Below are 25,945 nucleotides of genomic sequence, written 5' to 3' on the forward strand. Positions count from 1 at the left end.
ATCAGCCGTCAGCCTTGTCCCCGTCGAACAGCTGCACGGGTGTGACCGGCATGATGGTCGAGATCGCATGCTTGTAAACGAGCTGCGAGTGGCCGTCGCGGCGCAGCAGCACCGAGAAGTTGTCGAACCAGGTGACGATCCCCTGCAGTTTGACGCCGTTGACCAGGAAGATCGTGACCGGCGTCTTGTTCTTGCGCAGATGGTTCAGGAAAACGTCCTGAACGTTTTGTGCCTTTTCGCTCATGTTCTTGGCCTCTTGCTGGGCATCCGGCGGATAGAGCCCGCCAGTTTGGAAGGCGTGGGCCTAATACCCACTACCGAGTTAGGACAAATATAGGTGGCGTTCGTGTCAAAGCAATGCCGCCAGCTCATGACAATCACGTGCATGAAGGCGTGGCGGGAATTCCCGAAGCCGTTCGGACATGATTTCCACGCTGCCGAAATAAACGGGCAGAACGCCCGCCGCGTGCGCACATTTCAGATCGGCCGGGGTGTCTCCTACCATCCATACGGAGAAGTCAGGGGCAATTCCCGTGCCGTCGAGCGCGAGATAGATCGGATCGGGTGCGGGTTTGTCACGCAGAGCGTCCCTGGCGCCGACCGCCCTGGTTATCCACCGGTCCCAGCCGAGATGGGCCACCTCCGTGCGCAGATTCTCGCCAAACTTGTTGCTCACCACGGCGACGTAGCAGCCGGCGGCGGCGGCACGCGCCAGGAGCAGGTCAGCCCCGGGCAACGGCTCGAGCCGCTCGAGATGGATCCGGTGAAAGGTGTCGTAGAACACCGTCTCCGCCTCGCCTGCCCGCTCTCCGAACAGCTTGGGGAAATGGTCGCGCAACGAGCCGTGCGCGCGGTCGCGGACTTCCTGCGGAGTCCAGGGCGCCTGGCCCAAAGCCCTGAAGGTGTCGTTGTAGCACTCGATGATTGTCGGCCAGGTGTTGACCAGGGTGTTGTCCCAGTCGAACAGGATGGCCCTGGGCCGCTCGATGTCGGCCGGCCGGCTCACGTAACGGCCTCGCCCTCGGACGCGAAGCGGACATATTCCTCGCGCAGCCGTCGGGCCGTCGGGCCGACCTTGCCGTCGCCGACCTTGTCGCCGTCGATCTTCACCACCGGTGTCACGAACGACGTCGCGCTGGTGATGAAGGCCTCCTTCGCCTTCTTCGCCTCTGCCAGCGTGAACGGCCGCTCGACGAACTTGAGCTGCAGGTCGTTGGCGATCCTCTTCAGCGTGCCGCGGGTGATACCGGCCAGGATGCCGTTGTCGGTCTGGCGGGTCACCAGCTCGTTGTCGGGCGTCACGATCCAGGCGTTGGTCGAGGCGCCCTCCGTGATGCAGCCCTTGCCGTCGATCAGCCACGCCTCGTAGGCGCCGCTCTCGCGCGCCGCCTGCTTGGCGAGCACGTTGGGCAGCAGCGCGATCGTCTTGATGTCGCAGCGCTCCCAGCGGATATCGGGCTGGCTCTTCACTGCCACGCCCGGCCCGGGGTCGGCCCCGAGATGCCTGGTGTTCTTGGTCGTCAGAACGAGCGCGGGCTTCACCGGCGTGGTCGGAAAGGCATGGTCGCGGCGGGCGACGCCGCGGGTCACCTGCATGTAGATCAGCCCGTCGCGCAGCCGGTTGCGCCGCATCAGCTCGCGCAGGATGAAGCCCAGCGCGGGCCGCGCCACCGGCCAGTCGATGCGCAGCTCGCGCAGGGAACGGTCGAGCCGGTCGATGTGCGGCGTCTCGTCGATCAGCCTGCCCTCGCGCACGCCGACGACTTCATAGACGCCATCCGCAAGCTGGTAGCCGCGATCCTCGATATGGACGCTCGCATCGCGATGATCGACGTAGCGTCCGTTGACATAGGCATAACGCGCCATGACCTACTCTCCTCCAGCCGGCGCCGCCGTCTCGGCGCCTCGCTCCTCACCAACGCCGCCGTGCAGCCCGAGCGATTTCAGCTTGCGATGCAGCGCCGAGCGCTCCATGCCGACGAAGGTCGCCGTCCGCGAGATGTTGCCGCCGAAGCGCGTGACCTGGGCCAGCAGGTACTCGCGCTCGAAAACCTCGCGCGCGTCGCGCAGCGGGAGCTGCATGATCTCGCCGCCCTTCTCCCAGCGCAGCACCGATGGCGCATCCTCGCTGACGTCGTTGGGCAGCACATCGGCCCGGATCGGCCCGCCACCCGGCGGCGCCATGATCAGCAGCCGCTCGATCACATTGCGCAGCTGGCGGACGTTGCCCGGCCAGTCGTGACCTTGCAGAGCAGCCAGCGTGTCCTCGCCCATCGGCCGGGTCGCGAGGCCGGTGGCATCGGCGACGCGGCGCAGCAGCTCGGTCGCGAGCTCGGGGATGTCCTCGCGGCGCTCGCTGAGCGGCGGCACCGGCAGGCCAACGACATTCAGGCGATGAAAAAGCTCCTCGCGGAAGCGGCCGGCGGCAATCTCCTCCTGCAGCACGTGCGTCGTCGAGGCGAGCACCCGGACATCGACCTCGACCCGCGTCTTGCCGCCGTCGCGCGCATAGGATTGCTCCTGCAGCAGCCGCGCCAGTTTGCTTTGCAGCGGCAGCGGCAGGTCGGCGACTTCCTTGAGCAGGAGCGTGCCGCCGTGGGCGAGCTCGAAGGCACCCGAGACTCGCAGCGAATCGCCGTCCGACGCGGTGTCCGTACCGAACAGCTCGATCTCGAGCCGTTCGGCCGGCAAGGTCGAGCAGTTCACGACGACGAAGGGACCATCGGCCCGTTTCGAGCCCTTGTGAATCAGCCGGGCGACTGTCTCCTTGCCGACGCCCGACGCGCCGGTGATCAGAACGCGGCTGCCCATCGGCGCGACGCGCTCGATCTGGGTGCGAACGCTGGCGGCGTCGCCGGAGGATCCGACGAACCCGACCTCGCCGCCGGCGCGACGGCGCAGCGTGGCGTTCTCGCGCCGCAACCGGTCGGCCTCGATCGCGCGGTCGACGACCAGCAGCAGCCGGTCGGCCTTGAAGGGTTTCTCGATGAAGTCGTAGGCGCCGTTCTTGATCGCCGACACGGCGGTGTCGATCGTGCCGTGGCCGCTGATCATCACGACCGGGATCGGTGGGTCCTCGCGCCGGATCTCCTCGAGCAGCTGCAGGCCGTCCATCTCGCTGCCCTGCAGCCAGACGTCGAGGATGACGAGCGCGGGCCGGCGCTGACGAACGGCATCCATCGCCTCGGTGCTGTTGTGCGCGCGACGGGCCGTGTGGCCTTCATCCTCCAGGATGCCCGCGATCAACATGCAGATGTCGCGTTCGTCGTCGACGATGAGAATATCGTGGCCCATGGCTCTTCAGGTCGCCCGCAGGGGGCAGCGGGTCATTGTGCGGCGGTTGCTTGGCGAGGCGCCGACGCGATTTCCTTCGCGTCTCGACGGAATACCAGACTGATGCGGGCGCCGCCAGCCTCGCGGTCCTCGAGAGTCAGCAGCCCACCGTGGTCCTCCATGATCTTCTTGACGATGGCGAGACCCAATCCGGTGCCCTTGCTGCGCGTGGTCACGTAGGGCTCGGTCAGGCGTTCGCGGCCTTCGACCGGCAGGCCCTTGCCGTTGTCCTCGACGACAATCCGCACGATCGCGCCGTCGTCCTTGAGAGAGAGAGAAATCTCTCCTGGCGGCAGCACGACGCCGGGCTTGGCCACACGCCCTTCGATCGCCTCCGCGGCGTTCTTCAGGATGTTGGTCAGGACCTGGCTCACCTGCCGGCGATCGCAGATCAGCGGCACGCGCTGGTCGGGCAGCTCGGAGCGATAGCGAATGGCGTCATTGGCGTTGCGTTGCAGGAAAAGCGCCTGCTGGCAGAGTTCCTTGGCATCCTCCGGCTGCACCGTCGGCCGCGGCATGCGCGCGAACGAGGAGAACTCGTCGACCATCCGGCCGATGTCCCCGACCTGGCGGATGATGGTGTCGGTGCAGGTCGTGAAGGTCTCGGGATCTTCCTTGATCTGCTTGAGGTAGCGGCGCTTCAGCCGCTCGGCCGAAAGCTGGATTGGGGTTAGCGGATTCTTGATCTCGTGCGCGATGCGCCGCGCCACGTCGCCCCACGCCGCCATGCGCTGCGCTGACATCAGGTCGGTGACGTCGTCGAAGGTCACCACCGAGCCGGCATCCGACGCCGCGCTGATGCGTACCAGAAGGATGCGCCGCGTGCCGCCCTGCACGATCTCGATCTGGCCCTGCGTCGCGCGACCCGGCCGCTCCGCCGCCTGTGCGACCAGCGGCGCGAGCGCCGGCATGACCTCGATCAGCGGACGATCCAGAACGCCGTCCTCCGGCAGCGACAGCAGCTCGAGCGCGGAACGGTTGGTGCGGGCCACGAAGCCGTTGCCGTCGACGCTCATGACGCCGGCCGATACGCCGGCCAGCACCGCATCGGTCAGCCGCCGGCGGGTGTCGAGCTCCTTGTTCGCGTCGATCAGCTCGCGGCGCTGCTGCTCGATCTGGCTGGCCATGCGGTTGAACGAGCGTGCAAGCTGGCCGAGCTCGTCGTTCGGCGGCCCCTCCTCCACTCGCACCGACAGGTCGCCGCCGCGCATCTGCTCGGCCGCCGACATCAACCCGCCGATCGGCTCGGTGAGGCGTGTCGCGAACAGGATAGCCAGCCACATCGAGGCCAGCAGCATCAGGAACGCGATGGCGCCGCAGATCAGGAACATGATGAGCTGGCCCTGCTCCAGCCGCGTCTCGATCTGGGAGTAGAACTTGCCGGCCAGCTCGATGCTCTTGATGTAGTCGACGACCCGGAGGTCGACCGCATGGCCGGTCACCAGGAAGTACGGCTCGGCGACGAACAACTGCATGACGAAGTAGGCGCCGTGCGGCGACTCGAGCTGGATCGGCGCGCCGTGGTTGACCGTTTGCCAGAGGAACTGCTGTCCGGGCACCGGATTGGCCAGCGGCTCTTCGCCTGGTGCAACGGCCCGGGCGATCAGGCCCTTGTCGGCGTGGATGACATCGGCCTCGATGATCGCCCGCCCGCCGATCAGCTGCTTCAGCGTCTCCGAAACAGCGGCGGCGTCCTTGAGCCCCTCGATCCCCTGCTCCTGCAGTGGGGCGGAGATCGCCGAGATGTCGCGCAGGATTTCGGTTTCCCGCGCGCGCCGGACGGGCTCGCCGATCGCGCGCGCCGCCTCGAACGAGGTCTGCGCCGGCTTCACGACGAAGTCGGTGAAGTTGATGAACAGCAGCGCCATGATGATCGCGACCATGAGGGTCGGCAGAAGCGTGAACACGCCGCACAGCAGGACCAGCCGCATGTGCAGGCGCGAGCCCGCCGCGCCGCGCCGGCGATCGAGCCAGATCTGCGTCATGCGCCCGCCAAGCAATGCCACCAGCGCCATGGCAATGACGAGGTCGGCGACCAGCAGGCCGGTCATCCAGCCGCGCGTGCCGAAGTAGGCCGGCACCAGACCGGCGAGCCAGGCATAGGTCGCGGTCCCCGCCACGAAGGCGAGCACTGCCAGCGACGCTGCAGCGACTCGGCCGGTCAATCCGCGGCCGAGGCTGCTCATCCTGTCGCCCAAGCGTGGAACGCTCAGCGAATCTGTCACTCAGGTCACCCGCCTCGGCGGACCTGCGGTGTGCGAACCACCGGGACGTCGAGGTCCTTGATCTTCTTGCGCAACGTATTGCGATTGAGCCCCAGGAGACGGGCGGCGCGCAACTGGTTACCGCGTGTCGCCCCCAGAGCGAGCGACAGCAGCGGCCGCTCGACCTCGGAAATGACACGATCGTACATCCCGTCGGGCGGCAGCCGGTCGCCATGGGCTGCGAACATCGCCTGCAGATGGCGGTCGACCGCGTCGGTCAGGCTGATGTCGCTCGAGGCATGGCCGTTGGCCGCGGCTTCAGGTTCCGACGAGAGGATGGCATCGGCCAGCTCGGTTTCGATCGTCTCGAGATTGATGACCTCTTCGGAGTAGAGGGCCGAGAGGCGGCGGACCAGGTTCTCGAGCTCGCGCACGTTGCCCGGCCAGCGATGCTGGCGCAGGCGCGCCATGGCGTCGGGTGACAGGACCTTGGTCGGCAGGCCGTCGACCGTCGCGGCACGCAGGAAGTGGTTGGTCAGCTCGGGAATGTCGTCGAGCCGCTCGCGCAACGGCGGCAGGCGGATCGGCACAACGTTGAGCCGATAGAAGAGATCCTCGCGGAACAGGCCCTGCTGGATCGCCCGGCGCAGGTCGCGATGGGTCGCTGCGACGATGCGGACGTTGGCCTTGATCGGCGCACGGCCGCCGACCGTCATGTACTCACCTTCCTGCAGCACGCGCAGCAGGCGGGTCTGCGCCTCGGGCGGCATGTCGCCGATCTCGTCGAGGAACAGCGTGCCGCCGGACGCCTGCTCGAACTTGCCCGACGAGCGCTGCACCGCGCCGGTGAAGGCGCCGCGCTCGTGGCCGAACAGCTCGCTCTCGATCAGCTCGCGCGGGATCGCCGCCATGTTGAGCGCCACGAACGGCCCCTTGCGGCGCTTGCCGTAGTCGTGCAGCGCGCGCGCGACCAGCTCCTTGCCGGTGCCCGACTCGCCGGTGACCATGACGGTGAGATCGGTCGCCATCAGGCGCGCCAGGGCGCGATAGATCTCCTGCATGGCCTGCGAACGGCCGATCAGCGGCAGCCGCTCGTTCTCCTCCGGCGGATGCGAGCCGCGCGGCATCGAGGCGGCCGGCGCGGAGAGCGCCCGGTTCACGACCGAAACCAGCTCGTTCAGGTCGAACGGCTTGGGCAGATATTCGAACGCGCCGCGCTCGGTCGCCCGAACCGCGGTCAGCAGGGTCGACTGCGCGCTCATGACGATGATGCGGAGGTCCGGGCGCAGCTTGCGGATACGCGGCACGAGGTCGAGGCCGTTCTCGTCGGGCATCACCACGTCGGTGATGACGAGCTGGCCCTCGCCTTCCTGCACCCACTGCCACAGGGTGGAAGCCGTGCCGGTGCTGCGGACCGTGTGCCCCTGGCGCCCGAGCGCCTGGTGCAGCACAGTTCGGATCGCCCGGTCGTCGTCGGCAATGAGGATCGTCGTTCCAGAAGTCATGTCGCTGCCTGCGGCGATTGCATCGGCAACAGCACCCGGAAGGTGGTGCGGCCGGGCTCGCTGTCGTATTCGATGGCGCCGCCGTGATCGTTGATGATCTTGGCGACAAGGGCGAGGCCGAGGCCGGTGCCGGTCGGCTTGTTGGTGACGAACGCATCGAACAGGTGCGAACGCAGCTCGTCGGACACGCCGCAGCCGTTGTCGCGCACCGACACAACCAGCGGCAGGTTCACCCTTGCCTGCTGGCCCGGCACGGTAAGACGCAGGCCGTGCTTGTAGGCGGTCGACAGCTCGATCTCGCGCTCGCCGTCGCCCGGCACTTCGCAGGCATTCTTCACCAGGTTCAGGAACACCTGGATGAGCTGGTCGCGATCGCCGAACACGTCGGGCAGCGACGGATCGTAGCTCTCGATGAAACGCACATTCTTGCCGAAGCCGTTCTGCGACAACCGGCGGACATGATTCAGGACCTGATGGATGTTGAGCGGACCACGATCGATCGGGCGGCCTTCGGCGAAGGCTTCCATACGGTCGACCAGCGCGACGATCCGGTCGGTCTCCTCGCAGATCAGGGTGGTGAGCTCGCGCTCGCTGTCCGGCACCGACTGCTCGAGCAGCTGTGCCGCGCCGCGGATTCCCGACAGCGGATTCTTGACCTCGTGCGCCAGCATTGCGGCCAGCGCGCTGACCGAGCGGGCGGCGCTGCGATTCGACATCTGGCGGTCGATGCTGCGCGCGATCGACTGCTCGACCAGCGACAGCGCCACCAGACCGTCGCTCTCGACGATCGGCGACAGGCGCAGGCCACAGAAACGGTTGCCGATGCGCGGCGAGCTCAGGGTCACCCCATTCTCCGCAACGGCACCGCCGGTCGCCAGGACCTGCTCGAGCAGAGAGAAGAGCGGCGAATCTTCGGGCACGAACTCGGTCATCGGGTGGCTGACCAGACGCGCGCGGCCGACCCCGAAGAACTGCTCGGCAGAGAGGTTGGCGTAATGGATCACGCTTTCGCCATCGACGACGACGACCGCTTCCGACAGCGAATCGAGGATCGCCGTCGAGAACTGATCGCTCAGCGCACTGGCTCGCTTGAGGGTCCGAACGGCCATGTCAGGCGGCCCGCCTCTCGAGCGCCGGGAGGAAGAATGCGGCGAGCAGGGCACGCACCTTCCCCGCTTCGGTCTCGCGGTTCACGGCGGCGCGGAACTCGGCCGACGCCGGCAGGCCTTTGGAGTACCAGCCGAGATGCTTGCGCGCCATGCGCACGCCGGTCTCGCTGCCATAGTGCTCCAGCATCGCATCGAAGTGCGCGCGTACCGCAGCGTACTGCTCGGCCAGCGAAGGATCGGGCAGGCGCGCGCCGGTGCGCAGGTAATGGATCGCCTGGTTGAGGAACCACGGCCGGCCATAGGCGCCACGGCCGATCATGATGCCGTCGGCGCCCGACTGCTCGAGCGCCTGGTCGACGTCGTCGAGCGTGTTGATGTCGCCGTTGGCGATCACCGGCAGCCTGGTCGCGGCCTTCACCTCGCGGATGAAGCCCCAGTCGGCATGGCCGTCGTAGAAGTCGCAGCGCGTGCGGCCGTGCACCGTCAGCATCCTGATGCCACATTGCTCGGCAATGCGCGCGAGATTGGGGGCGTTGCGATTGGCAGAATCCCAACCGGTGCGCATCTTGAGCGTCACCGGCAGCTTCACCGCCTTCACCGTCGCCTCGAGGATCTTGGCGGCATGGACCTCGTCGCGCATCAGCGCGGAGCCGGCATGGCCGTTGACGACCTTCTTCACAGGGCAGCCGAAGTTGATGTCGATGATCGCCGCGCCGCGATCCTCGTTCAGCTTCGCCGCGTCGGCCATCACCTGGGGCTCGCAGCCGGCGAGCTGCACCGACATCGGGAACTCTTCCGGCGAGTTCTTGGCCATCAGGAGCGTCTTGCGGTTCTCGCGCACCATGGCCGCCGAGGCGATCATCTCGGACACGACGAGCCCCGCCCCGCCCCGCTTGACCATCTGGCGGAACGGCATGTCCGAGACGCCGGACATCGGCGCCAGGATAACTGGATCATCGATACGGACCGGACCGATTTCGATAGGATGGAGACGTGCTGCGCTGTTCATTCTTGATCAGTTTATAGGCAACTTGTGCACTGCACAATTATTGGCCCGAGCAATAGCGGGTCCTCTCCGCAGGTGCAAGGGCGCTGAAGTGCGCACCTCCGAAGCCAATGTTATCTAGGGATTCCATGACGACTTGTAGCGCCCTCATCGTCGCGGCTGGCCGGGGCAGCCGCTTTGGTGGCCCGTTGCCCAAGCAATATGCGCTTCTGGGCAACCGTCCGGTCCTGCGGCATACGCTGGATGCCTATCGCTCGACGCCTGAAATCACCAGTCTACTGGTGGTAATCGCGGGCAGCGACGAGAATCATTATCACAACGCCGTCGAGGGGCTCGGATTGCCACCCCCCGTTCTGGGCGGCGTCAGTCGGCAACAATCGGTCCTCAACGGCCTCGAGGCGCTCACCGGCGAGGCGCCCGATTTCGTCGCCATCCATGACGCGGCACGGCCTTTCGTGAAACCTGTGGATATCGCTGCGTGCCTGGCGGCCGTCAGGGCGGACGGCGTCGACGGCGCCGTGCTGGGTGTCCGGTTGGCCGATACGATCAAGCGCACGGATGCGGATGGCACCGTCAACGAAACCGTCCCCAGGACAAATCTCTGGCGCGCGCAGACGCCGCAGGTCTTCCGCTATTCTGCGCTGCTCACGGCGCATCGCGAGGCGGCGGGGCTCGGTGCGGCGGAGAGCACTGCCCTGACCGATGACGCCGCGGTCGCGGAGCGCGCCGGACTGAAGGTGGTGATGGTGGAAGGCAGCGAGGACAATCGCAAGATCACGACGGCCGAGGATCTTGCGCGCGGCATCACGATGGAAAGCCGCACCGCTCTGGGCTTCGACGTGCATGGTTTCGGTCCCGGCAATGCGGTGATGCTGGGCGGCATCGCGATCCCGCACAACCACACGCTCTCCGGCCATTCGGACGCCGACGTAGCACTGCATGCGCTCACCGATGCCGTGCTGGGCACGATCGGCGCCGGAGACATCGGCAAGCATTTCCCGCCCTCCGATCCGCAATGGCGCGGTGTGTCGTCGGACAGATTCCTGCGGCACGCCGTCGACCTGCTCGCCGCGCGCGGCGGCCGCATCGTGCATCTCGACCTGACCCTGGTCTGCGAGGCGCCACGCATCGGCCCGCATCGCGACGCCATGGTGGCCAGCATCGCGCGGATCGCCGGCATCGATCCCTCGAGGGTCAGCGTGAAGGCCACCACCACCGAAGGGCTGGGCTTCACCGGACGCCGCGAAGGCATCGCGGCCCAGGCCGTCGCCACCGTCGAAACCCCGAGGCGTTGATGTTCGATCATGAAATGCGAGAAGCCGCCGAGCATGTGCTGCTGGCCTGCCGGAAGAAGAAGCTGAAGGTCGTCACCGCCGAGTCCTGCACCGGCGGCCTGATCGCGGCAGCGCTGACGGCCATCGCCGGCTCGTCGGATGTCGTCGACCGCGCCTTCGTCACCTACTCCAACGAGGCCAAGCGCGAGATGATCGGCGTGCCGTGGGACGCCATCCTCGGCCACGGCGCGGTAAGCGAACCGGTGGCGCGGGCCATGGCCACCGGCGCGCTCGCACGCTCCAACGCCGATATCGCCGTCTCGGTTACGGGCGTGGCCGGCCCAGGCGGCGGATCGGAGGAGAAGCCGGTGGGGCTGGTGCACTTCGGCGCGGTTCGCGCGGGTTTCGAACCGATCGTCGAACGCCATGTCTTTCCGGGCGACCGCGACCGGATCCGGCGGTTGACGGTGCTGACGGCGCTCGCGATGGTGTCGACGCTGGCGGAAAGGTGACGGGGGCGACTCGCTCGTTCATTGGGTCGCGCCATTTCAGTGGCGCTCGGACTCATCGCGCCACCAAAAAGAACCAAGTGCTCATCCTCTTCCGGACCGCGAGCGTCTCGCTCGCCCATGCGCATGAGCGAGCGAGACGCTCGCGGTCCGGAAGACGATGACAAGGCCAGTTTCTTACCGAGGCTTTCCGTAGAGCTGCACGGCCCGGGCCTCGAAGGCGGCGACCATGCGCTTGACCGCCTCGGCGAACAGCACGCGGACGGTGTGCTGCAGCAGGCGCGAGCGGAATTCGAACTCCAGGGAGAAGACGATTTCCGTGCCGGTCGGATGCGGCCGGAATTGCCAGCGGCTCTTCAGTGACTTGAACGGCCCCTCTGTCCCCGTCGTCTCGATGCCGGGCCCGTTGGGATCGTCGGGCGTCAGCACGACACGCGAGACGAACTTCTCGTGGAATGGGCCGAAGCCGATCGCCAGCTCGTCGATCTCGATGTTCGGCCCTTCCTTCTTGCGCACGCGGGCCGCCGTGCACCACGGCAGGAACTCCGGATAGCGCGGCACATCCGCCACGAGATCGAAAAGCTGCCGGGGCGCGAAGGGGACAACCTTCCGCTCGGAATGCCGAGTGAGGGCCACAGCGACGTCAGGTCTTGAGCTGGGCGGCGCGGGCCGCACGCAGGCGGGCGAAGTCGTCGCCCGCATGATAGCTCGACCGCGTCAGCGGCGACGCCGAGACCATCAGGAAACCCTTGGCACGGGCATGCGCCGCCAGCTCCGAAAACTCGGCCGGCGTCCAGAATCGCGCCAGGGCCGCATGCTTGGGCGTCGGCTGCAGGTATTGCCCGATCGTCAGGAAATCGACGTCGGCCGCGCGCAGGTCGTCCATCACCTGCAGGATCTCCTCGCGCGTTTCACCCAGCCCGACCATCAGGCCGGACTTGGTGAACATCGACGGGTCGATCTCCTTCACTTTCGAGAGCAGCCGCAGCGAGGTGAAGTAGCGCGCGCCGGGCCGGATCGTCGGATAGAGCCGCGGCACCGTCTCGAGATTGTGGTTGAACACATCGGGGCGCGCGGCAACGACGGTCTCGATCGCGCCCGGCTTCTTCATGAAATCCGGCGTCAGGATCTCGACAGTCGTGGCCGGCGCCGACCTGTGCAGCGCCGTGATCACCTCGGCGAAGTGCCCTGCCCCGCCATCGTCGAGGTCGTCGCGATCGACCGAGGTCACCACGACATGGCCAAGTCCGAGCTTGCCGACGGCTTCGGCGATGTTGCCCGGCTCGTGCGGATTGAGCGCGCCCGGCTTGCCGGTGGCGACGTTGCAGAAGGCGCAGGCCCGCGTGCAGGTCTCGCCCATGATCATGAAGGTGGCGTGCTTCTGCTTCCAGCACTCGCCGATGTTCGGGCAGGCCGCCTCTTCGCATACGGTCGACAGGCCGTACTGACGCATCAGCCGCCTGGTCTCTGCATATTCCGGCGAGTTGGGCGCGCGCACGCGGATCCAGTCCGGCTTGCGCGGAATCGGATTGTCCGGCCGGTGCGCCTTCTCGGGATGGCGCTCCGCCCGGCTCAGCAGGGGCTTGTCGTGCGAGCCGTCCATGACGGGCTAGATATGGAGCGTCCGCCCGTACGCCGCCAGTACCGACTCGTGCATCATCTCCGACAGGGTCGGATGCGGGAACACGGTGGCCATCAGCTCGGCCTCGGTGGTCTCAAGAGTCTTTGCAACCGAGTAACCCTGGATCAGCTCGGTCACCTCGGCGCCGATCATGTGCGCGCCCAGAAGCTCGCCGGTCTTGGCATCGAAGATCGTCTTGATGAAGCCCTCGGGCTCGCCCAGCGCGATCGCCTTGCCGTTGCCGATGAACGGGAACTTGCCGACCTTGACCTGCAGTCCCTTGGCCTTGGCCACTGCTTCGGTCAGGCCGATGCTGGCGACCTGCGGCTGGCAATAGGTGCAGCCCGGGATGTTCTCGGTCTTCATCGGGTGGACGCCCTTCACGCCGGCGATCTTCTCGACCACCAGCACGCCCTCGTGCATCGCCTTGTGCGCGAGCCAGGGCGGGCCGGCAACGTCGCCGATGGCATAGACGTTCGGCTCGCCGGTGAAGCCCCATTGGTCGATCACGATGTGGGTCTTCTCGACCTTCGCCTTGGTGCCTTCGAGACCCAGGTTCTCGACATTGCCGACGATGCCGACGGCGGAGATGACGCGGTCGACGGTTATCTCCTGGCTCTTGCCGCCCTGCGTGATGGTCGCCGTGACGCTGTTGGCGCCCTTCTTCAGGTTCGACACGGTCGCGGCGGTCAGGATCTTCATGCCCTGCTTCTCGAAGGCACGCTTGGCGAAGGCCGACACTTCCTCGTCCTCGACCGGGAGAATGCGCTCTAGCACCTCGCACACCGTCACCTCGGCGCCCATGGTGCGGTAGAAGCTCGCGAACTCGATGCCGATCGCGCCCGAGCCGATGACCAGCAGCGACTTCGGGAACTCCGGCGGCACCATCGCCTCGCGATAGCTCCAGATCAGCTTGCCGTCGGACTCCAGCCCGGGCAGCTGCCGCGCGCGGGCGCCGGTCGCCAGGATCACGTTCTTGTAAGCGAGCGTCACGTTGCTCTTGTCGTTCATCGCGACCGCGAGCTTGCCTGCCCCGGCAAGCCTGGCCGTGCCGTCGAACACCGTGATCTTGTTCTTTTTCATCAAGCCTTTGACGCCGTTGCTGAGCTGGCCCGCCACTTTCCGCGAGCGCTCGACGATCTTCTTCGGATCGAACGACACATCCTTGACCGTTAGCCCATAAGCGTCGGCGTGCTTGATCAGCCCGTAGACCTCGGAGGTGCGCAACAGCGCCTTGGTCGGGATGCAGCCCCAATTCAGGCAGATGCCGCCCATGTTCTCGCGCTCGACGACCGCGGTTTTGAGCCCAAGCTGCGCGGCCCGGATCGCGGCGACGTAGCCGCCCGGCCCGCCGCCCACGACGATGAGATCGAAATTGGTGTCAGCCATTGTCCTACCGCATCCTACCGAGAGCGTCCGCGATCCTGCTACAGTCGTTGCGTGTCTGCTGATCCAAGTCGACCCGGCTCATCAGTCTTCTCAAGGCAGCCGTGGCGAGTGCGAGTTCGACTACCTTGTCCCGCCGGCTTTTCCGCTCGATTGTGTCGATGTTCGCAAATGCTGCTTCCAAGAGGTGGAGGCTGGCAAGGACGGCGCTATCCCCGACTGGTCCACTCACCGATCGACGATTTCCAACAATGGTCCACAACAGGTGGAGCGAAAAGGCGATCGCGGCCAAACCCATCGCCCACATAAGAAGATTTACGGGAGTCGTCAGATCCATGACCACCTCACTCTACGCGCCGACATCGACACGTACGGCATACATGACGGACAGTGGCACGCCTCCAACAAGGACTACCGCGTAGCCGTTCACCAAAGGAATCTGAACATGCGCAATGATGGCACTTGCATCTGCCATTAGCACCATCCCAAACGAGATCGCGGCCAGCAGCATAAGAAGCGCGCACAGGGAGACGTGCCAGGCAAAGGAAGAACCCAACACGGCGTCCCGATCTTCCAACTTGTAGCCCGCCTGACGAAGTCGAACACGACGAAACCCGAAGAGGTCACCGAAATCCAGAACAGGCGGTCCGCGTAGTTGATGAGGGTATCCCAGCCGAACTGGGCAAAATTCGGCAGTTTCAGACCGTCACGAACGCTGACGAAAAGCGCTGCCAGAATCGCAGGCACATGGGCAATCATCCATGCCAGCGTCAGATGCACCTGCTCCTCCTACACCAGCATTGCAGCCGGCTGCTCGATATAGGTCCGCAGGGTCTGCATGAACTGCGCGCCCATCGCGCCATCGACGACGCGGTGATCGACGGCCAGCGTGCAGCTCATCATGTTGCGGATCACCATTTCGCCCTTGCGCGCGACGACGCGCTCCTCGCCCACCCCGACGGCCAGAATCATGGCCTGTGGCGGGTTGATGATGGCGCCGAATTCCTTCACGCCGAACATGCCGAGGTTGGAGATGGTGAAGCCGCCGCCCTGGAACTCCTCGAGCTTCAGCTTGCCCACCTTGGCGCGTGCCGCGAGGTCCTTCATCTCAACGGAGATCTGCGCCGCGCCCTTCATGTCGGCGTTGCGGATGATCGGCGTGATCAGGCCGCGGTCGGTGGCGACAGCGACGGAGATGTCGACCGCGCCGTACTGGATCATCTCGTCTTCGGTCCACGAGGCGTTGCACTCGGGATGATCGCGCAGCGCCTTGGCGCAGGCCTTGATCACCATGTCGTTCACCGAGACGCGGGCGTCCTTCTTGCGCGCCACCTCGTTGATCGCGGCGCGCGCTGCCAGCAGCGCATCGATCTCGAATTCCACCGTCAGGTAGAAATGCGGCACGGTCTGCTTGGACTCGAGCATGCGCCGCGCGATGACCTTTCGCACGGCCGTGTGCGGGATGCGCTGGTCGCCGGGCGCGGTGACGATCGGCTGCGCCGGGGCAGGCGCTGCCTTCGGCGCGGCTTTGGGGGCCGCGGCCGGTGTTGGTGTCGCCGCAGGCTTGGCGCTCTCGACGTCCGCCTTGACGATACGGCCGTTCGGGCCGGAGCCTTTCAAACTTGCGAGATCGATGCCTTTTTCGGCCGCAATGCGCTTGGCCAGCGGCGAAGCGAAGATGCGTTGTCCTTTGGGAGCTTCATGCTCTTTTGGACCGCGAGCCTCCGGCTCGCTCGGACTCATGAGCGAGCCGGAGGCTCGCGGTCCGGAAGACGATGAGGCTTGAGGCGCTGGCGCCGCTTCGACCTTGGGGGGTGGCGGAGCCGGGGCGGGCTTCACTTCGGTCTCGCCCTCCTCCAGCAGGACGGCGATGACTTCATTGACCTTCACGCCTTCGGCGCCTTCGGGCACGACGATCTGGCCGATCTTGCCTTCGTCGACCGCTTCGACCTCCATCGTGGCCTTGTCGGTCTCGATCTCGCAGATAACCTGGCCGGACGTCACGGAGTCGCCGGCCTTGACGTGCCACTTGGCGAGCTTGCCCTCGGTCATCGTGGGCGACAGTGCCGGCATCAGGATATTGATCGACATGGCCTCGCTCCGCCCCTAGCGATTGCAGACTGCGCGGGCGGCCTTGACGATATCGTCCGCCTGCGGCAGCGCCATCTTCTCGAGATTCGCCGCATAAGGCAGCGGAATGTCGAGCCCCGCCACGCGCTTGACCGGCGCATCGAGCCAGTCGAACGCATGGTCCATCATCTGCGCCGCGAGCTCCGCGCCGATCCCGGCGAACGGCCAGCCCTCCTCGACAGACACCAACCGGTTGGTCTTCTTGACCGAGTTGACGAGCGTCTCGGTGTCGAACGGGCGCAGGCTGCGCAGGTTAATCACCTCGGCCTCGATGCCGAGCTTGGCGAGCTCGTCTGCCGCCTGCAGCGCCTTGCCGACCATGATCGAGAAGGCGGTGATGGTGACGTCCCTGCCCTGGCGCTCGATCTTGGCCTTACCGATCGGCAGCACGAATTCCGGATCGTCCGGGACCTCGAACTGCTGGCCGTAGAGGATCTCGTTCTCGAGGAAGATCACCGGATTGGGATCGCGGATCGCAGCCTTCAGCAGGCCCTTCGCGTCTGCGGCGCTCCATGGCGCCAGGACGCGCAGGCCGGGCACATGGGCGTACCAGCTCGCATAGCACTGCGAATGCTGGGCAGCGACGCGGGCGGCCGCGCCGTTGGGGCCACGGAAGACGATCGGGCAGCCCATCTGGCCGCCCGACATGTAGAGCGTCTTGGCGGCCGAGTTGATGATCTGGTCGATCGCCTGCATGGCGAAGTTGAAGGTCATGAACTCGACGATCGGACGCAGCCCGCCGAACGCAGCGCCGACGCCCAGCCCGGCGAAGCCGTGCTCGGTGATCGGCGTGTCGATCACACGCCTGGCGCCGAACTCCTCGAGCAGGCCCTGGCTCACCTTGTAGGCTCCCTGATACTGCGCGACCTCCTCGCCCATCAGGAAGACGCTTTCGTCCTTGCGCATCTCCTCGGCCATGGCGTCGCGCAGGGCCTCGCGCACCGTCATGCGCACGGTCTTGCCAGTCCACTCCGGCTCCGACGCTGGGGGCGGTGACGATGGCGCGGGCGGAGCCGCCTTCTGCTCCTCCGAGGGCCTCGCCGCAGTCGGTGACTCTTCGGCCTTCGGAGCCGGAGGCGCGGACGCAGCCGGCGGGGCGGGCTTGGATGCGTCGGCAACGCTCTCGCCCTCGGCGGCCAGGATGCAGATCGGCGTGTTGACGGCGACCCCTTCGGCGCCTTCCTCGACCAGGATTTGCGCAACAGTGCCTTCGTCGACGGCCTCGACCTCCATCGTCGCCTTGTCCGTCTCGATCTCGCAGATCACCTGACCCGACTTCACCGCATCGCCGACCTTGACGTGCCATTTGGCCAGCTTGCCCTCGGTCATGGTCGGCGACAGGGCAGGCATCAGAACCGGAATCGACATGGATCAGGCTCCGACCAGAACGTCGGTCCACAGCTCCGACGGATCGGGCTCGGGACTGTGCTGCGCGAACTCCGCCGAGTCGTTCACGATCTTGCGGATCTCCGCATCGACCGCCTTGAGGGCTGCCTCGTCGGTCATCTTGCCCTCGAGCAGCAGCTTGCGGACGTGATCGATCGGGTCGCGTTCGCTGCGATACTTGTCGACCTCTTCCTTGGTCCGGTACTTGGCCGGGTCGCTCATCGAATGGCCGCGGTAGCGATAGGTCTGCATCTCGAGGATGTACGGTCCCTGCCCGCTCTTGGCGTGCTCGACCGCCTTCTCGCCCGCGGCGCGCACCGCCAGCACATCCATGCCGTCGACCGCCTCTCCCGGGATCCCGAATGCCTCACCGTGCTTGTAGAGCTCGGTGATCGCCGTCGAGCGCTCGATCGACGTTCCCATGCCGTAGCGGTTGTTCTCGATGATGTAGATGACCGGCAGCTTCCACAGCGCCGCCATGTTCATCGCCTCGTAGACCTGGCCCTGGTTGGCCGAGCCGTCGCCGAAGTAGGTCAGCGAGACGTTCTTGTTGCCATGATACTTGTGCGCAAAGGCCAGCCCCGTGCCGATCGGCACCTGGGCGCCGACGATGCCGTGGCCGCCGTAGAAATTCTTCTCGCGGCTGAACATGTGCATCGAGCCGCCCTTGCCCTTGGAGTAGCCGCCGCTGCGGCCGGTCAGCTCGGCCATGACCCCCTTGGGGTCCATGCCGGCGGCAAGCATGTGGCCGTGGTCGCGGTAGGACGTGATGATCGCGTCCTTGCCGCCGATCGTCGACTGCATGCCGACCACGACCGCTTCCTGGCCAATGTACAGATGGCAGAAGCCTCCAATCAGGCCCATGCCATAGAGCTGGCCGGCGCGCTCCTCGAAGCGACGGATCAGCAGCATGTCGCGGTAGAACGTCTTGAGCTGCTCGGGGCTCACGCTGTTGTCGCCCGGTTTTGGCGACTTGGATTTGGCCGTAAGCGATTCCGCTTTCGGCTTGGTGGCCGGTTTTGCCATGACGTTTCCCCTCGAGTGGCCCCGTAGCGGCTTATAGCATCGCCCATGCCGATGTGGTTGATCTAGCGAGAAAAAACAGATTGGCGGCGAGTGCGTCGCAGCATTTGAGCGATTGTTTTCGGAACGCCGAGGGTGCCGGACAGTTTCTTCCAGCCAACCGCAAAGCGGTTCGAGTCAACGAGTCGGCGTGAAGACGATGATGTCGTCCTTGCGCGCATAGTTGAGCAACGCACGGGAACGTTCATCGAGCATGTCGGGATCGAGGCTCTGGTTGCGCAACGCCGATACACGGCGCTCCCAGATCTTCCGCGTCGTCTCGGCCTCAGCGAGATTCTGGTCGGCGATTTGCACTTCGCGCTGCAGGTGAGCCATCGCCAGCAGGCCACGATCTCCGTTCACGAGGTGGTAGCCGAAGTAGCCGAACACCGTGGCGAAGATGACGGGAGCCAGAATTTGACGCGGTCTCAACAACATATGTGCTATTCCTGAACGGATAGAGCAACATGTGGTGTTGATAAGTCAAGCCCGATTCGGCTCTACCGAATCTATTCGGCTCTGCCGAATCTATTCGGCCAGCGCGATGCGGATGCGGCGATTGTGCCGGCCCTTGTTGTCGATCTTCAGGATCCGGATCGGCGGCGACCCGCCGGTCGAGGCAAGATGAGTGCCGCCGCAGGCCTGCCGGTCGAGGCCGGCGATCTCGACGATGCGGATCTTGCCGTCCGGCGTCGGCGGCGGCGCGACCGAGCGGCTGCGGATCAGGCCGGGCGTGTTTTGTGCCTCGTGCATGGGCACGTAGACGAAGCTCACCGCGATGTCCTGGCGGATCAGGTCGTTGATCGGCCCTTCGAGCGCGCGAAGGCGGTCGTTGTCCGCAGCGGGCAGGTCGAAATCCATGCGAGCGGTGCCGTCCTCTGCCATCTGCACGCCGGTCACCAGCGCGCCGTCGAACTGCTGGAATACGAGCGCGTTCAGTACATGGGTGCCGGTGTGAAGTTGGCGCATCTTGCGGCGGAAATCCGGATCGACCGACGCTTCCACCCTGCCCGCCACCTCCTCTTGCGTATCCAGCAGATGCCAGATCTTGCCGGCTGAATGCTCGAAGCCCGTGACCTTGGCCTCTCCCCCGCTCCAGCCAATGACGCCGCGGTCGGCGAGCTGCCCGCCGCCACCGGGATAGAAAGGCGATTGCGCCAGCGAGACCTTGCCCGGCCGCGCGTCGGTGACCTCGGTTTCGAGCGTCAGTGTCTCGGGATTGTCATGGCAGTAGAGGTGCATTGCCGGCATGTAAGCCGCGCCGCGTCGACCGTATTGGCGAAAATTGCTGTTCGCCGGGAGCGTGCCACATGATCCGGCTACGCGGCCGCGGCGCGCGCGAATTGCAGGGGCGTGATGCCGTAGCAGCGCTTGAAGTGGTTGTTGAGGGCGCTCTGGTCGTAGAAGCCGACCGCCGTCGCCACCTCGGCCAGCACCGGCGAGTGCCGCAGGTGCCGGCAGGCCATGCCGAGCCGAACCTGCGTCAGATAGGCGTGCGGCGTGAGGCCGACCGTGCGCTTGAACAGGCCGATGAGCTGGAACGTCGTCAGGCCGACGCCCGCCGCCAGGTCCTCGAGGCGAAGGTCGGTGGCGTATTCCGCGCGCATGCGCTCGACCACGCTCGACAGCAACGTGCGATCGCGCGGCGGCGCCTCGATCGGGCGCCGGCCGCTGCCATGGCGCCGGAACAGCGTGCCGAATGCGCCGACCAGCAACTCGCGCTCGGCGAACACGTCGCGGCCCTCTTCCAGTGCGAGGTGCATCGCCAGGAAGGCGTCGATCAGGTCGCGGTCGGCGAAGGTGTTGCGCATGAAGTACGGCACCATCTCGACGCCCACCTCGCCCGCTACGCGATCGAGTGCGTGCCGGGTGAGATAGAGCGAGCGGTACCGCCAGCGCTCGCTGCGTCCCATCCAGCCGCCGTGAGGCTCCTCGGGATTGAATACGAACAGGGTCGACGGCGTGGCATCCTGAAGCGCGCCGCGGCTCTTCACGACCGATCCGCCCTGCTCGGTGATCGCGATCACCAGCGCGTCGTGCGTATGCTGCGGATAGTCGTGGGTCGTGAAATCGGCATGCATCAGGCTGAGCCCGCCGAGATGGCGGTCCCACCAGTATTGGGTCGAGTTGTTCGGATCGACGCGCGGCATGGTCAATTTTTACCAATACCCGGGCACGCGCACCACGCTCACTGTCATCTCGAGCAGGATTTGGAGGTCCGATGATCGTACGCATGTGGCGCGGCCAGGCGAGCGCCGCCAAGGCCGACGCCTATTTCGGGCACGTGACCCAAACGGTGTTTCCCGAGCTCGCGACGCTCGCCGGTCACGAGGGCGCGTGGCTGCTGCGGCGCGAGGTCGACGGCAGGACCGAATTCCTGGCTGTCACCTTCTGGGAATCGCTCGACGCGATCCGGTCATTCGCCGGCGACGATATCGCCACCGCGATCGTCGAGCCGGAAGCACGGGCCGTGCTCTCCGACTTCGACGATTTCGCCCGTCACTACGAGCTGGCCTTCAGGATGGACCGGCCGGCGTAGCGCGCCTGGGTGCCGAGCTGCTCCTCGATGCGCAGCAGCTGGTTGTACTTGGCGAGGCGGTCGGAGCGCGACAGCGAGCCGGTCTTGATCTGGCCGCAGTTGGTGGCGACGGCGAGGTCGGCGATCGTCGAATCCTCGGTCTCGCCGGAGCGATGCGACATCACCGCGCCGTAGCTCGCGTTGCGCGCCATCGATACGGCTTCCATCGTCTCGGTCAGGGTGCCGATCTGGTTGACCTTCACCAGGATCGCGTTCGCGAGGCCATTCTTGATGCCGTCGGCCAGGCGCTTGGGGTTGGTGACGAAGAGGTCGTCGCCGACCAGCTGGATCTTCCTGCCGAGCTTGTCGGTGATCGCTTTCCAGCCGGCCATGTCGTCCTCGGCCATGCCGTCCTCGATCGAGACGATCGGGTACCGGGCGACGAGCGCCGCGTAGTAGTCGACCATGCCGCCGGCATCGAGCGACTTGCCCTCGCCCTCGAGCTCGTACTTGCCCTTCTTGAAGAACTCGGTCGAGGCCGGATCGAGCGCCAGCACGATGTCCTCGCCCGGCTTGTAGCCTGCCTTCTCGATCGCCTTCATGATGAACGACAGCGCCTCGTCGGCGGTCGCGAGGTTGGGCGCGAAGCCGCCCTCGTCGCCGACGTTGGTGTTGTGGCCCGCGTCCTTGAGCTGGTTGCGCAGCGCGTGGAACACCTCGGAGCCCATGCGCAGCGCCTCGGCGAAGCGGTCGGTGCCGACCGGCATGATCATGAATTCCTGGATATCGATCGGATTGTCGGCATGCGCGCCGCCGTTGATGATGTTCATCATCGGCACCGGCAACACCGACGCCTGGCTGCCGCCGACATAGCGGTAGAGCGGCAGGCCCGAATCCATCGCCGAGGCCTTGGCGACGGCGAGCGAGACGCCGAGGATTGCATTGGCGCCGAGGCGGCCCTTGTTCGGCGTGCCGTCGAGCTCGATCAGCGCCCGGTCGATCTTGATCTGGTCGAGCCCGTCGAGGCCCGACAGCAGGTCCATCACCTCGCCGTTGACCGCACCGACCGCCTTCAGCACGCCCTTGCCGCCGTAGCGCTTCTTGTCGCCGTCGCGCAGCTCGACCGCTTCGTGCGCGCCGGTCGAGGCGCCCGACGGAACCGCCGCGCGTCCCATGGCGCCGCTCTCGAGCTCGACTTCGACTTCCACGGTGGGATTGCCGCGGCTGTCCAGGATTTCGCGGGCGCGGATGTCGACGATGGCACTCATGAGAAAAACTCCTTCTGGGGCGCGATTTCTCTAGCCGCGCGCCCACTCCCGGGCAAGTGACGAGACGGCGCCGCGTTTCTATAGTCGGAGAAAGCCGCAGAGCCAGAGGGAGTTCCAGCCATGCCCGACCACGGCAACATCCAGCAGAATACCGCGACGGTGGAGCAGCGCGTCGACGCCATTCAGGCCGCGTTCGAGGAGCGCGGCCTGAAGCCGGCCGAATTCATCGACGAGTTCATGCACACCGCCGAAGAGAAATGGATTCCGGAGAACGGCGCCCGGGTCGTCGCCCGGGCATGGACCGATCCGGCCTTCAAGGCGCGCCTGCTGGCCAACGGCCGCGACGCGGTGGCCGAGCTCGGCCTCACCATGCCGCCGCACCACCGCCATCTCGTGGTGCTGGAGAACACGCCGACCCTGCAGAACGTGATCTGCTGCACGCTGTGCTCCTGCACCGCGTTCTCGATCATCGGCCTGCCGCCGGACTGGTACAAGGACCTCGAATACCGCGCCCGCATCGTGCGCCAGTCGCGCACCGTGCTCAGGGAAATGGGCCTCGACCTGCCGCCGTCGATCGACATCCGCGTCTGGGACACCACCGCGGACACCCGCTACATGGTGCTGCCGGTGCGGCCGGCCGGGACCGACGGCTGGTCCGAGGAGAAACTCGCCGGCCTCGTCACCAAGGACGCCATGATCGGCGTCGCCCGTTTGTAGTGCTTGATTCCATCTTACGCACAGTGTCATCCCGAGCGCAGCGAGGGATCCTTGCTCATGGCCTCAAAGATCCCTCGCTGCGCTCGGGATGACACCGAATGGGCATTAAGAACCTTGTCTAGCAATCTAATGAACAGCGTCTAGGAGCCCGAGATGGACGGCATGCACGACATGGGCGGACGGCAGGGATTCGGCCGCGTCCGCTACACTCTCAAGGCCCGGACCTTCCACGAGCCGTGGGAAAAGCGGGTCAATGCGCTCTACTCCCTGGCGGTGAAGCTCGGCATCTTCAACATGGACGAGTATCGCCACGCCATCGAGCGCATGGAGCCGCGGCACTATCTCTCGGCCAGCTACTACGAGCGCTCGCTGACCAGCCTCGCGACGCTCTGCGTCGAGAAGGGCATCGTGAGCAGGGAGGAGCTCGAGCGCCGCGCGCAGGGCGCCTATCCGCTTTCGATGCCGAGCGCGCCGGGCCGCAGCAATGTTGCCACGCGTGAGCGCTTCAAGCCGGGCGACAAGGTCCGCGTGCGCACCGAGCATATCCCCGGCCATGTCCGCGCGCCGGGCTACGTCCGCGGCAAGACGGGAATCGTGGTCAGCGAGTCCCCGGCCTATCCCTTTCCCGACGCGCATGCCCACGGCATCCATGCCGAGGACGAGCCGACCTACGACGTGCGCTTCAATGCGGAGGAGCTGTGGCCCAACTCGGCCGATCCGGCCCAGGTCCATGTCGGCGTCTTCCAGAGCTACCTCGAGCGCGTGGCATAGCGGCGCAAGGCAGTGTTCAGAATTGGACACATTTGCCAGCGCGCTTGCCCGGCACTATGTAAAGCCATCGACGGTCCTCCTTAACGGAGGCTAACAGGGAATGCCGTGCGCCCCTGACGGGGGTAATCGGCAGCTGTACCCGCAGCTGTAAGCGGCGAGCGAACGCCATCACGTCACTGGACTTCGGTCCGGGAAGGCAGGCGCAAGCAACGACCCGCGAGCCAGAAGACCTGCCGGCGATAGCGTCGCTCTTCCGATGGACGGGATGATCCAACGGGACGGTCTACCCGAGCGGTGGCGCGCTTTGAGCGAACCGTTTGGGAGATCCGTCCTGTGACGCCGATCCGTCTTGTCTCGCCTGCCCGTCTTCCGGACCGCGCAGCCTCCGACCTGGGCACGCCGCCGCCAAGCCGCTTCCAGCGCTACGATCACGCCCTGGCGCATAGCGCGGACCGGCGCGTCGATACGCCGACGCCCAGCCTCAACGGCGACCTGGTCTTCAGGCGCGGCGGCTTCACCAGCCTGTGCGACGCCCTCGATTATGCGGCGCACGGCGAGACCGGCCTCAATTTCTTCGATGCCCGCGGAAAGCTTTCGAGCAGCCTGCCCTATCGCGACCTGCAGGTTCAGGCCCAGGCCTTCGCCCGCCGCCTGATCGGCGCGGGTTTCGAGGGCGGCGAGCGGCTGGTGCTGATTGCCGATACCTGGCCGGGCTTCTGCATCGCCTTCTTCGGCGCGCAATATGCCGGGGTCGTGCCGGTTCCGGTATCGATGCCGGTGGGGCTCGGCTCGCGCGCCGGCTTCATCGAACAGCTGCGCAGCCAGATAACGGTCGCGGGCGCCGTTGGCGTGGTGGCGCCGGACGAGCTTGCCGAGTTCGCGCAGAGGGCGGCCGAGGGAACGGCCGTCCGGCTTGCCGGGCCCATGGCGGCGTTCAACGCCCTGCCGGAATCCAGGGCCCTGCTGCGGCCCTTCGGCGCTGGCGATGCGTGCTACATCCAGTTCTCCTCGGGCAGCACCCGCGAGCCGCGCGGCATCGACATCCGTCAGGACCAGCTGATGGCCAACATCACGGGCTCGCTCGCCGCGCAGGAGGTCTCCGCCACTGACTCGGGCGTGAGCTGGCTGCCGCTCTATCACGACATGGGCCTGATCGGCTTCGTCCTCGCCCCGATGTGCGCGCAACGCAGCGTCGACCTGCTCGCGCCCTGGGATTTCGCGCGCCGCCCCCTGCAGTGGCTGTCGCTGATCTCGCGGCGCCGCGCCACGATCACCTACGGCCCGAGCTTCGGCTACGATCTGGCCGCCCGCCGGGCGCAAACCAAGGCGCTGGGCGAGATCGATCTGTCCTGCCTGCGTCTGGCCGGTGTCGGTGCCGACATGATCCAGCCGTCAGTGCTGCAGCGCTTTGCCGAGAGCTTCAACGCCGCGGGATTCGACCCGCGCGCCTTCCTGCCGAGCTACGGCATGGCCGAAGTCTGCGTCGGCGTGAGCTTCGTGCGCCCCTTCACTGGCCTGCGCCTCGACCGGCCGACCGATTCGCATGCCGGCGACAGCCGCGAGTTCGTGGTTTGCGGCCGGGTATTGTCCGGCCATCGCATCGAGATCCGTGACCCCGACGGCATCGTCTTCGGCGAAGGGCGCGTCGGCCGGCTCTTCGTCAGTGGCCCCAGCGTCATGCCCGGCTATTTCCCGCCGGTCGAGGACAGCACGGACGTGCTGTGCAACGGCTGGCTCGACACCGGCGACCTCGGCTACTGGCGCAACGACGAGATCGTCATCACCGGCCGCGCGAAGGACCTGATCATCGTCAACGGCCGCAACATCTGGCCGCAGGACATCGAGTGGAGCGTCGAAGCCCTGCCCTCCCTGCGGCGCGGCGACGCCTGCGCCTTCTCCGTCGACGACGGTGCAATGGAGTCCGTCGTCATCGTCGTGCAGGCCCCTCCTGCGGACGCCGCCGCGGACGAAACGCTCGAAGGCGACATCAGGCAGAAGACCAAGGAGGCCTTCGGCGTCGACGGCCGTGTCGTCCTGATCTCGCGCCGCCTCGGCCTGCCCCTCACCTCGTCGGGAAAGCTCAGCCGCTCCGCGACCAAAGCCACGTTCCTCGCGGGTGGTTATGCCGGACAGTGAAGCGCGCCCG

25 protein-coding genes and 1 riboswitch are annotated in these 25,945 nt (G+C 66.2%); of the genes, 6 read left to right on the forward strand and 19 right to left on the reverse strand.

Annotated features, from left to right (window positions below; genetic code table 11):
* Position 1 precedes the first annotated feature (1 nt).
* From hfq to dusB, 8 genes are all read right to left on the reverse strand, one after another.
* Positions 2 to 244, reverse strand: a complete 243-nt coding sequence (hfq, locus tag ACQY8M_RS25930) for an RNA chaperone Hfq (RefSeq protein ID WP_428661685.1) — start codon at positions 242 to 244, stop codon at positions 2 to 4.
* Between the two features lie 105 nt (positions 245 to 349).
* Positions 350 to 1,006: an HAD family hydrolase gene (locus ACQY8M_RS25935; protein ID WP_428661688.1), complete on the reverse strand. Its 657-nt coding sequence runs from the start codon at positions 1,004 to 1,006 to the stop codon at positions 350 to 352.
* Entirely contained in the window at positions 1,003 to 1,866 is an 864-nt protein-coding gene (locus ACQY8M_RS25940) for a D-amino-acid transaminase (protein WP_428661691.1), read from the reverse strand. Before ACQY8M_RS25940 ends, ACQY8M_RS25935 begins: the two co-directional genes overlap by 4 nt.
* 3 nt (positions 1,867 to 1,869) lie before the next feature.
* Positions 1,870 to 3,294, reverse strand: a complete 1,425-nt coding sequence (locus ACQY8M_RS25945; RefSeq protein ID WP_428661694.1) for a sigma-54-dependent transcriptional regulator — start codon at positions 3,292 to 3,294, stop codon at positions 1,870 to 1,872.
* A gap of 32 nt (positions 3,295 to 3,326) precedes the next feature.
* A complete protein-coding gene (locus ACQY8M_RS25950) occupies positions 3,327 to 5,519 on the reverse strand; it encodes an ATP-binding protein (protein ID WP_428661697.1) in 2,193 nt (730 codons plus the stop codon).
* A gap of 44 nt (positions 5,520 to 5,563) precedes the next feature.
* Positions 5,564 to 7,042, reverse strand: coding sequence for a nitrogen regulation protein NR(I) (gene ntrC / locus ACQY8M_RS25955; RefSeq protein ID WP_428661700.1), 1,479 nt, complete (start codon positions 7,040 to 7,042; stop codon positions 5,564 to 5,566).
* The gene (locus ACQY8M_RS25960) at positions 7,039 to 8,151 is read right to left on the reverse strand and encodes a two-component system sensor histidine kinase NtrB (protein ID WP_428661703.1); all 1,113 of its coding nucleotides are present in this window, start codon (positions 8,149 to 8,151) and stop codon (positions 7,039 to 7,041) included. Before ACQY8M_RS25960 ends, ntrC begins: the two co-directional genes overlap by 4 nt.
* A gap of 1 nt (position 8,152) precedes the next feature.
* Positions 8,153 to 9,160: a tRNA dihydrouridine synthase DusB gene (dusB, locus tag ACQY8M_RS25965; protein WP_428661706.1), complete on the reverse strand. Its 1,008-nt coding sequence runs from the start codon at positions 9,158 to 9,160 to the stop codon at positions 8,153 to 8,155.
* A 125-nt stretch (positions 9,161 to 9,285) separates the two neighbouring features.
* On the opposite strand from dusB, the gene ACQY8M_RS25970 reads away from it, so the two are divergent.
* Both ACQY8M_RS25970 and ACQY8M_RS25975 read left to right on the forward strand, forming a co-directional pair.
* Positions 9,286 to 10,452: a bifunctional 2-C-methyl-D-erythritol 4-phosphate cytidylyltransferase/2-C-methyl-D-erythritol 2,4-cyclodiphosphate synthase gene (locus ACQY8M_RS25970; RefSeq protein WP_428661709.1), complete on the forward strand. Its 1,167-nt coding sequence runs from the start codon at positions 9,286 to 9,288 to the stop codon at positions 10,450 to 10,452.
* Positions 10,452 to 10,943 (forward strand): CinA family protein, encoded by a 492-nt coding sequence (locus ACQY8M_RS25975; protein WP_428661711.1) that lies wholly within the window; start codon positions 10,452 to 10,454, stop codon positions 10,941 to 10,943. Before ACQY8M_RS25970 ends, ACQY8M_RS25975 begins: the two co-directional genes overlap by 1 nt.
* 174 nt (positions 10,944 to 11,117) lie before the next feature.
* Here the strand turns inward: ACQY8M_RS25975 and ACQY8M_RS25980 are convergent, their stop codons facing one another.
* From ACQY8M_RS25980 to ACQY8M_RS26025, 10 genes are all read right to left on the reverse strand, one after another.
* The gene (locus ACQY8M_RS25980) at positions 11,118 to 11,576 is read right to left on the reverse strand and encodes a type II toxin-antitoxin system RatA family toxin (RefSeq protein WP_428661714.1); all 459 of its coding nucleotides are present in this window, start codon (positions 11,574 to 11,576) and stop codon (positions 11,118 to 11,120) included.
* Positions 11,577 to 11,583: 7 nt separating this feature from the next.
* The gene (lipA, locus tag ACQY8M_RS25985; RefSeq protein WP_428661717.1) at positions 11,584 to 12,543 is read right to left on the reverse strand and encodes a lipoyl synthase; all 960 of its coding nucleotides are present in this window, start codon (positions 12,541 to 12,543) and stop codon (positions 11,584 to 11,586) included.
* 6 nt (positions 12,544 to 12,549) lie between these two features.
* Positions 12,550 to 13,950, reverse strand: coding sequence for a dihydrolipoyl dehydrogenase (lpdA, locus tag ACQY8M_RS25990; protein WP_428661720.1), 1,401 nt, complete (start codon positions 13,948 to 13,950; stop codon positions 12,550 to 12,552).
* A 471-nt stretch (positions 13,951 to 14,421) separates the two neighbouring features.
* On the reverse strand, positions 14,422 to 14,727 hold the full coding sequence (locus ACQY8M_RS25995; protein WP_428661723.1) for a hypothetical protein: 306 nt from the start codon (positions 14,725 to 14,727) through the stop codon (positions 14,422 to 14,424).
* A gap of 9 nt (positions 14,728 to 14,736) precedes the next feature.
* Positions 14,737 to 16,038 (reverse strand): pyruvate dehydrogenase complex dihydrolipoamide acetyltransferase, encoded by a 1,302-nt coding sequence (locus ACQY8M_RS26000; RefSeq protein ID WP_428661726.1) that lies wholly within the window; start codon positions 16,036 to 16,038, stop codon positions 14,737 to 14,739.
* A 15-nt stretch (positions 16,039 to 16,053) separates the two neighbouring features.
* Entirely contained in the window at positions 16,054 to 17,445 is a 1,392-nt protein-coding gene (locus ACQY8M_RS26005; RefSeq protein ID WP_428661729.1) for a pyruvate dehydrogenase complex E1 component subunit beta, read from the reverse strand.
* 3 nt (positions 17,446 to 17,448) lie between these two features.
* Entirely contained in the window at positions 17,449 to 18,489 is a 1,041-nt protein-coding gene (gene pdhA / locus ACQY8M_RS26010; RefSeq protein WP_428661732.1) for a pyruvate dehydrogenase (acetyl-transferring) E1 component subunit alpha, read from the reverse strand.
* A 174-nt stretch (positions 18,490 to 18,663) separates the two neighbouring features.
* Positions 18,664 to 18,963: an FtsB family cell division protein gene (locus ACQY8M_RS26015; RefSeq protein ID WP_428661735.1), complete on the reverse strand. Its 300-nt coding sequence runs from the start codon at positions 18,961 to 18,963 to the stop codon at positions 18,664 to 18,666.
* Positions 18,964 to 19,053: 90 nt separating this feature from the next.
* Complete coding sequence (locus ACQY8M_RS26020; protein WP_428661738.1) at positions 19,054 to 19,776, reverse strand: alanyl-tRNA editing protein; 723 nt, start codon at positions 19,774 to 19,776, stop codon at positions 19,054 to 19,056.
* A 68-nt stretch (positions 19,777 to 19,844) separates the two neighbouring features.
* A complete protein-coding gene (locus ACQY8M_RS26025) occupies positions 19,845 to 20,675 on the reverse strand; it encodes an AraC family transcriptional regulator (protein WP_428661741.1) in 831 nt (276 codons plus the stop codon).
* A gap of 71 nt (positions 20,676 to 20,746) precedes the next feature.
* On the opposite strand from ACQY8M_RS26025, the gene ACQY8M_RS26030 reads away from it, so the two are divergent.
* Entirely contained in the window at positions 20,747 to 21,064 is a 318-nt protein-coding gene (locus tag ACQY8M_RS26030) for an antibiotic biosynthesis monooxygenase family protein (RefSeq protein WP_428661744.1), read from the forward strand.
* Here the strand turns inward: ACQY8M_RS26030 and eno are convergent.
* The gene (eno, locus tag ACQY8M_RS26035) at positions 21,028 to 22,311 is read right to left on the reverse strand and encodes a phosphopyruvate hydratase (protein ID WP_428661747.1); all 1,284 of its coding nucleotides are present in this window, start codon (positions 22,309 to 22,311) and stop codon (positions 21,028 to 21,030) included. The two genes, ACQY8M_RS26030 and eno, sit on opposite strands and share 37 nt — an antisense overlap.
* Before the next feature lie 120 nt (positions 22,312 to 22,431).
* Here eno and nthA point away from each other — a divergent pair, with 120 nt between their 5' ends.
* The 3 genes from nthA (at position 22,432) to ACQY8M_RS26050 (ending at position 25,935) form a co-directional block, all read left to right on the forward strand.
* Positions 22,432 to 23,028 (forward strand): nitrile hydratase subunit alpha, encoded by a 597-nt coding sequence (gene nthA, locus ACQY8M_RS26040; RefSeq protein ID WP_428661750.1) that lies wholly within the window; start codon positions 22,432 to 22,434, stop codon positions 23,026 to 23,028.
* A gap of 153 nt (positions 23,029 to 23,181) precedes the next feature.
* Positions 23,182 to 23,799 carry a nitrile hydratase subunit beta gene (gene nthB, locus ACQY8M_RS26045; protein ID WP_428661752.1) on the forward strand — a complete coding sequence of 206 codons (618 nt, stop codon included), beginning with the start codon at positions 23,182 to 23,184 and terminating at the stop codon, positions 23,797 to 23,799.
* Positions 23,800 to 23,853: 54 nt separating this feature from the next.
* A riboswitch (cobalamin riboswitch) is annotated at positions 23,854 to 24,051 on the forward strand.
* Between the two features lie 81 nt (positions 24,052 to 24,132).
* A complete protein-coding gene (locus ACQY8M_RS26050) occupies positions 24,133 to 25,935 on the forward strand; it encodes a fatty acyl-AMP ligase (protein WP_428661755.1) in 1,803 nt (600 codons plus the stop codon).
* The last annotated feature ends 10 nt before the right edge of the window (positions 25,936 to 25,945 follow it).

This window comes from Reyranella sp., assembly GCF_965279465.1.
Taxonomy (GTDB): Bacteria; Pseudomonadota; Alphaproteobacteria; order Reyranellales; family Reyranellaceae; genus Reyranella.

Excerpts from the sequence above, each read along its gene's own strand:
- hfq (WP_428661685.1), bottom strand. The coding sequence starts at position 244 with ATGAGCGAAAAGGCACAAAACGTTCAGGACGTTTTCCTGAACCATCTG.
- ACQY8M_RS25940 (WP_428661691.1), bottom strand. The coding sequence starts at position 1,866 with ATGGCGCGTTATGCCTATGTCAACGGACGCTACGTCGATCATCGCGAT.
- ACQY8M_RS25945 (WP_428661694.1), bottom strand. The coding sequence starts at position 3,294 with ATGGGCCACGATATTCTCATCGTCGACGACGAACGCGACATCTGCATG.
- ACQY8M_RS25950 (WP_428661697.1), bottom strand. The coding sequence starts at position 5,519 with ATGAGCAGCCTCGGCCGCGGATTGACCGGCCGAGTCGCTGCAGCGTCG.
- ntrC (WP_428661700.1), bottom strand. The coding sequence starts at position 7,042 with ATGACTTCTGGAACGACGATCCTCATTGCCGACGACGACCGGGCGATC.
- ACQY8M_RS25960 (WP_428661703.1), bottom strand. The coding sequence starts at position 8,151 with ATGGCCGTTCGGACCCTCAAGCGAGCCAGTGCGCTGAGCGATCAGTTC.
- dusB (WP_428661706.1), bottom strand. The coding sequence starts at position 9,160 with ATGAACAGCGCAGCACGTCTCCATCCTATCGAAATCGGTCCGGTCCGT.
- ACQY8M_RS25970 (WP_428661709.1), top strand. The coding sequence starts at position 9,286 with ATGACGACTTGTAGCGCCCTCATCGTCGCGGCTGGCCGGGGCAGCCGC.
- ACQY8M_RS25975 (WP_428661711.1), top strand. The coding sequence starts at position 10,452 with ATGTTCGATCATGAAATGCGAGAAGCCGCCGAGCATGTGCTGCTGGCC.
- lipA (WP_428661717.1), bottom strand. The coding sequence starts at position 12,543 with ATGGACGGCTCGCACGACAAGCCCCTGCTGAGCCGGGCGGAGCGCCAT.
- lpdA (WP_428661720.1), bottom strand. The coding sequence starts at position 13,950 with ATGGCTGACACCAATTTCGATCTCATCGTCGTGGGCGGCGGGCCGGGC.
- ACQY8M_RS26000 (WP_428661726.1), bottom strand. The coding sequence starts at position 16,038 with ATGTCGATCAATATCCTGATGCCGGCACTGTCGCCCACGATGACCGAG.
- ACQY8M_RS26005 (WP_428661729.1), bottom strand. The coding sequence starts at position 17,445 with ATGTCGATTCCGGTTCTGATGCCTGCCCTGTCGCCGACCATGACCGAG.
- pdhA (WP_428661732.1), bottom strand. The coding sequence starts at position 18,489 with ATGGCAAAACCGGCCACCAAGCCGAAAGCGGAATCGCTTACGGCCAAA.
- ACQY8M_RS26015 (WP_428661735.1), bottom strand. The coding sequence starts at position 18,963 with ATGTTGTTGAGACCGCGTCAAATTCTGGCTCCCGTCATCTTCGCCACG.
- ACQY8M_RS26020 (WP_428661738.1), bottom strand. The coding sequence starts at position 19,776 with ATGCCGGCAATGCACCTCTACTGCCATGACAATCCCGAGACACTGACG.
- ACQY8M_RS26025 (WP_428661741.1), bottom strand. The coding sequence starts at position 20,675 with ATGCCGCGCGTCGATCCGAACAACTCGACCCAATACTGGTGGGACCGC.
- ACQY8M_RS26030 (WP_428661744.1), top strand. The coding sequence starts at position 20,747 with ATGATCGTACGCATGTGGCGCGGCCAGGCGAGCGCCGCCAAGGCCGAC.
- eno (WP_428661747.1), bottom strand. The coding sequence starts at position 22,311 with ATGAGTGCCATCGTCGACATCCGCGCCCGCGAAATCCTGGACAGCCGC.
- nthA (WP_428661750.1), top strand. The coding sequence starts at position 22,432 with ATGCCCGACCACGGCAACATCCAGCAGAATACCGCGACGGTGGAGCAG.
- nthB (WP_428661752.1), top strand. The coding sequence starts at position 23,182 with ATGGACGGCATGCACGACATGGGCGGACGGCAGGGATTCGGCCGCGTC.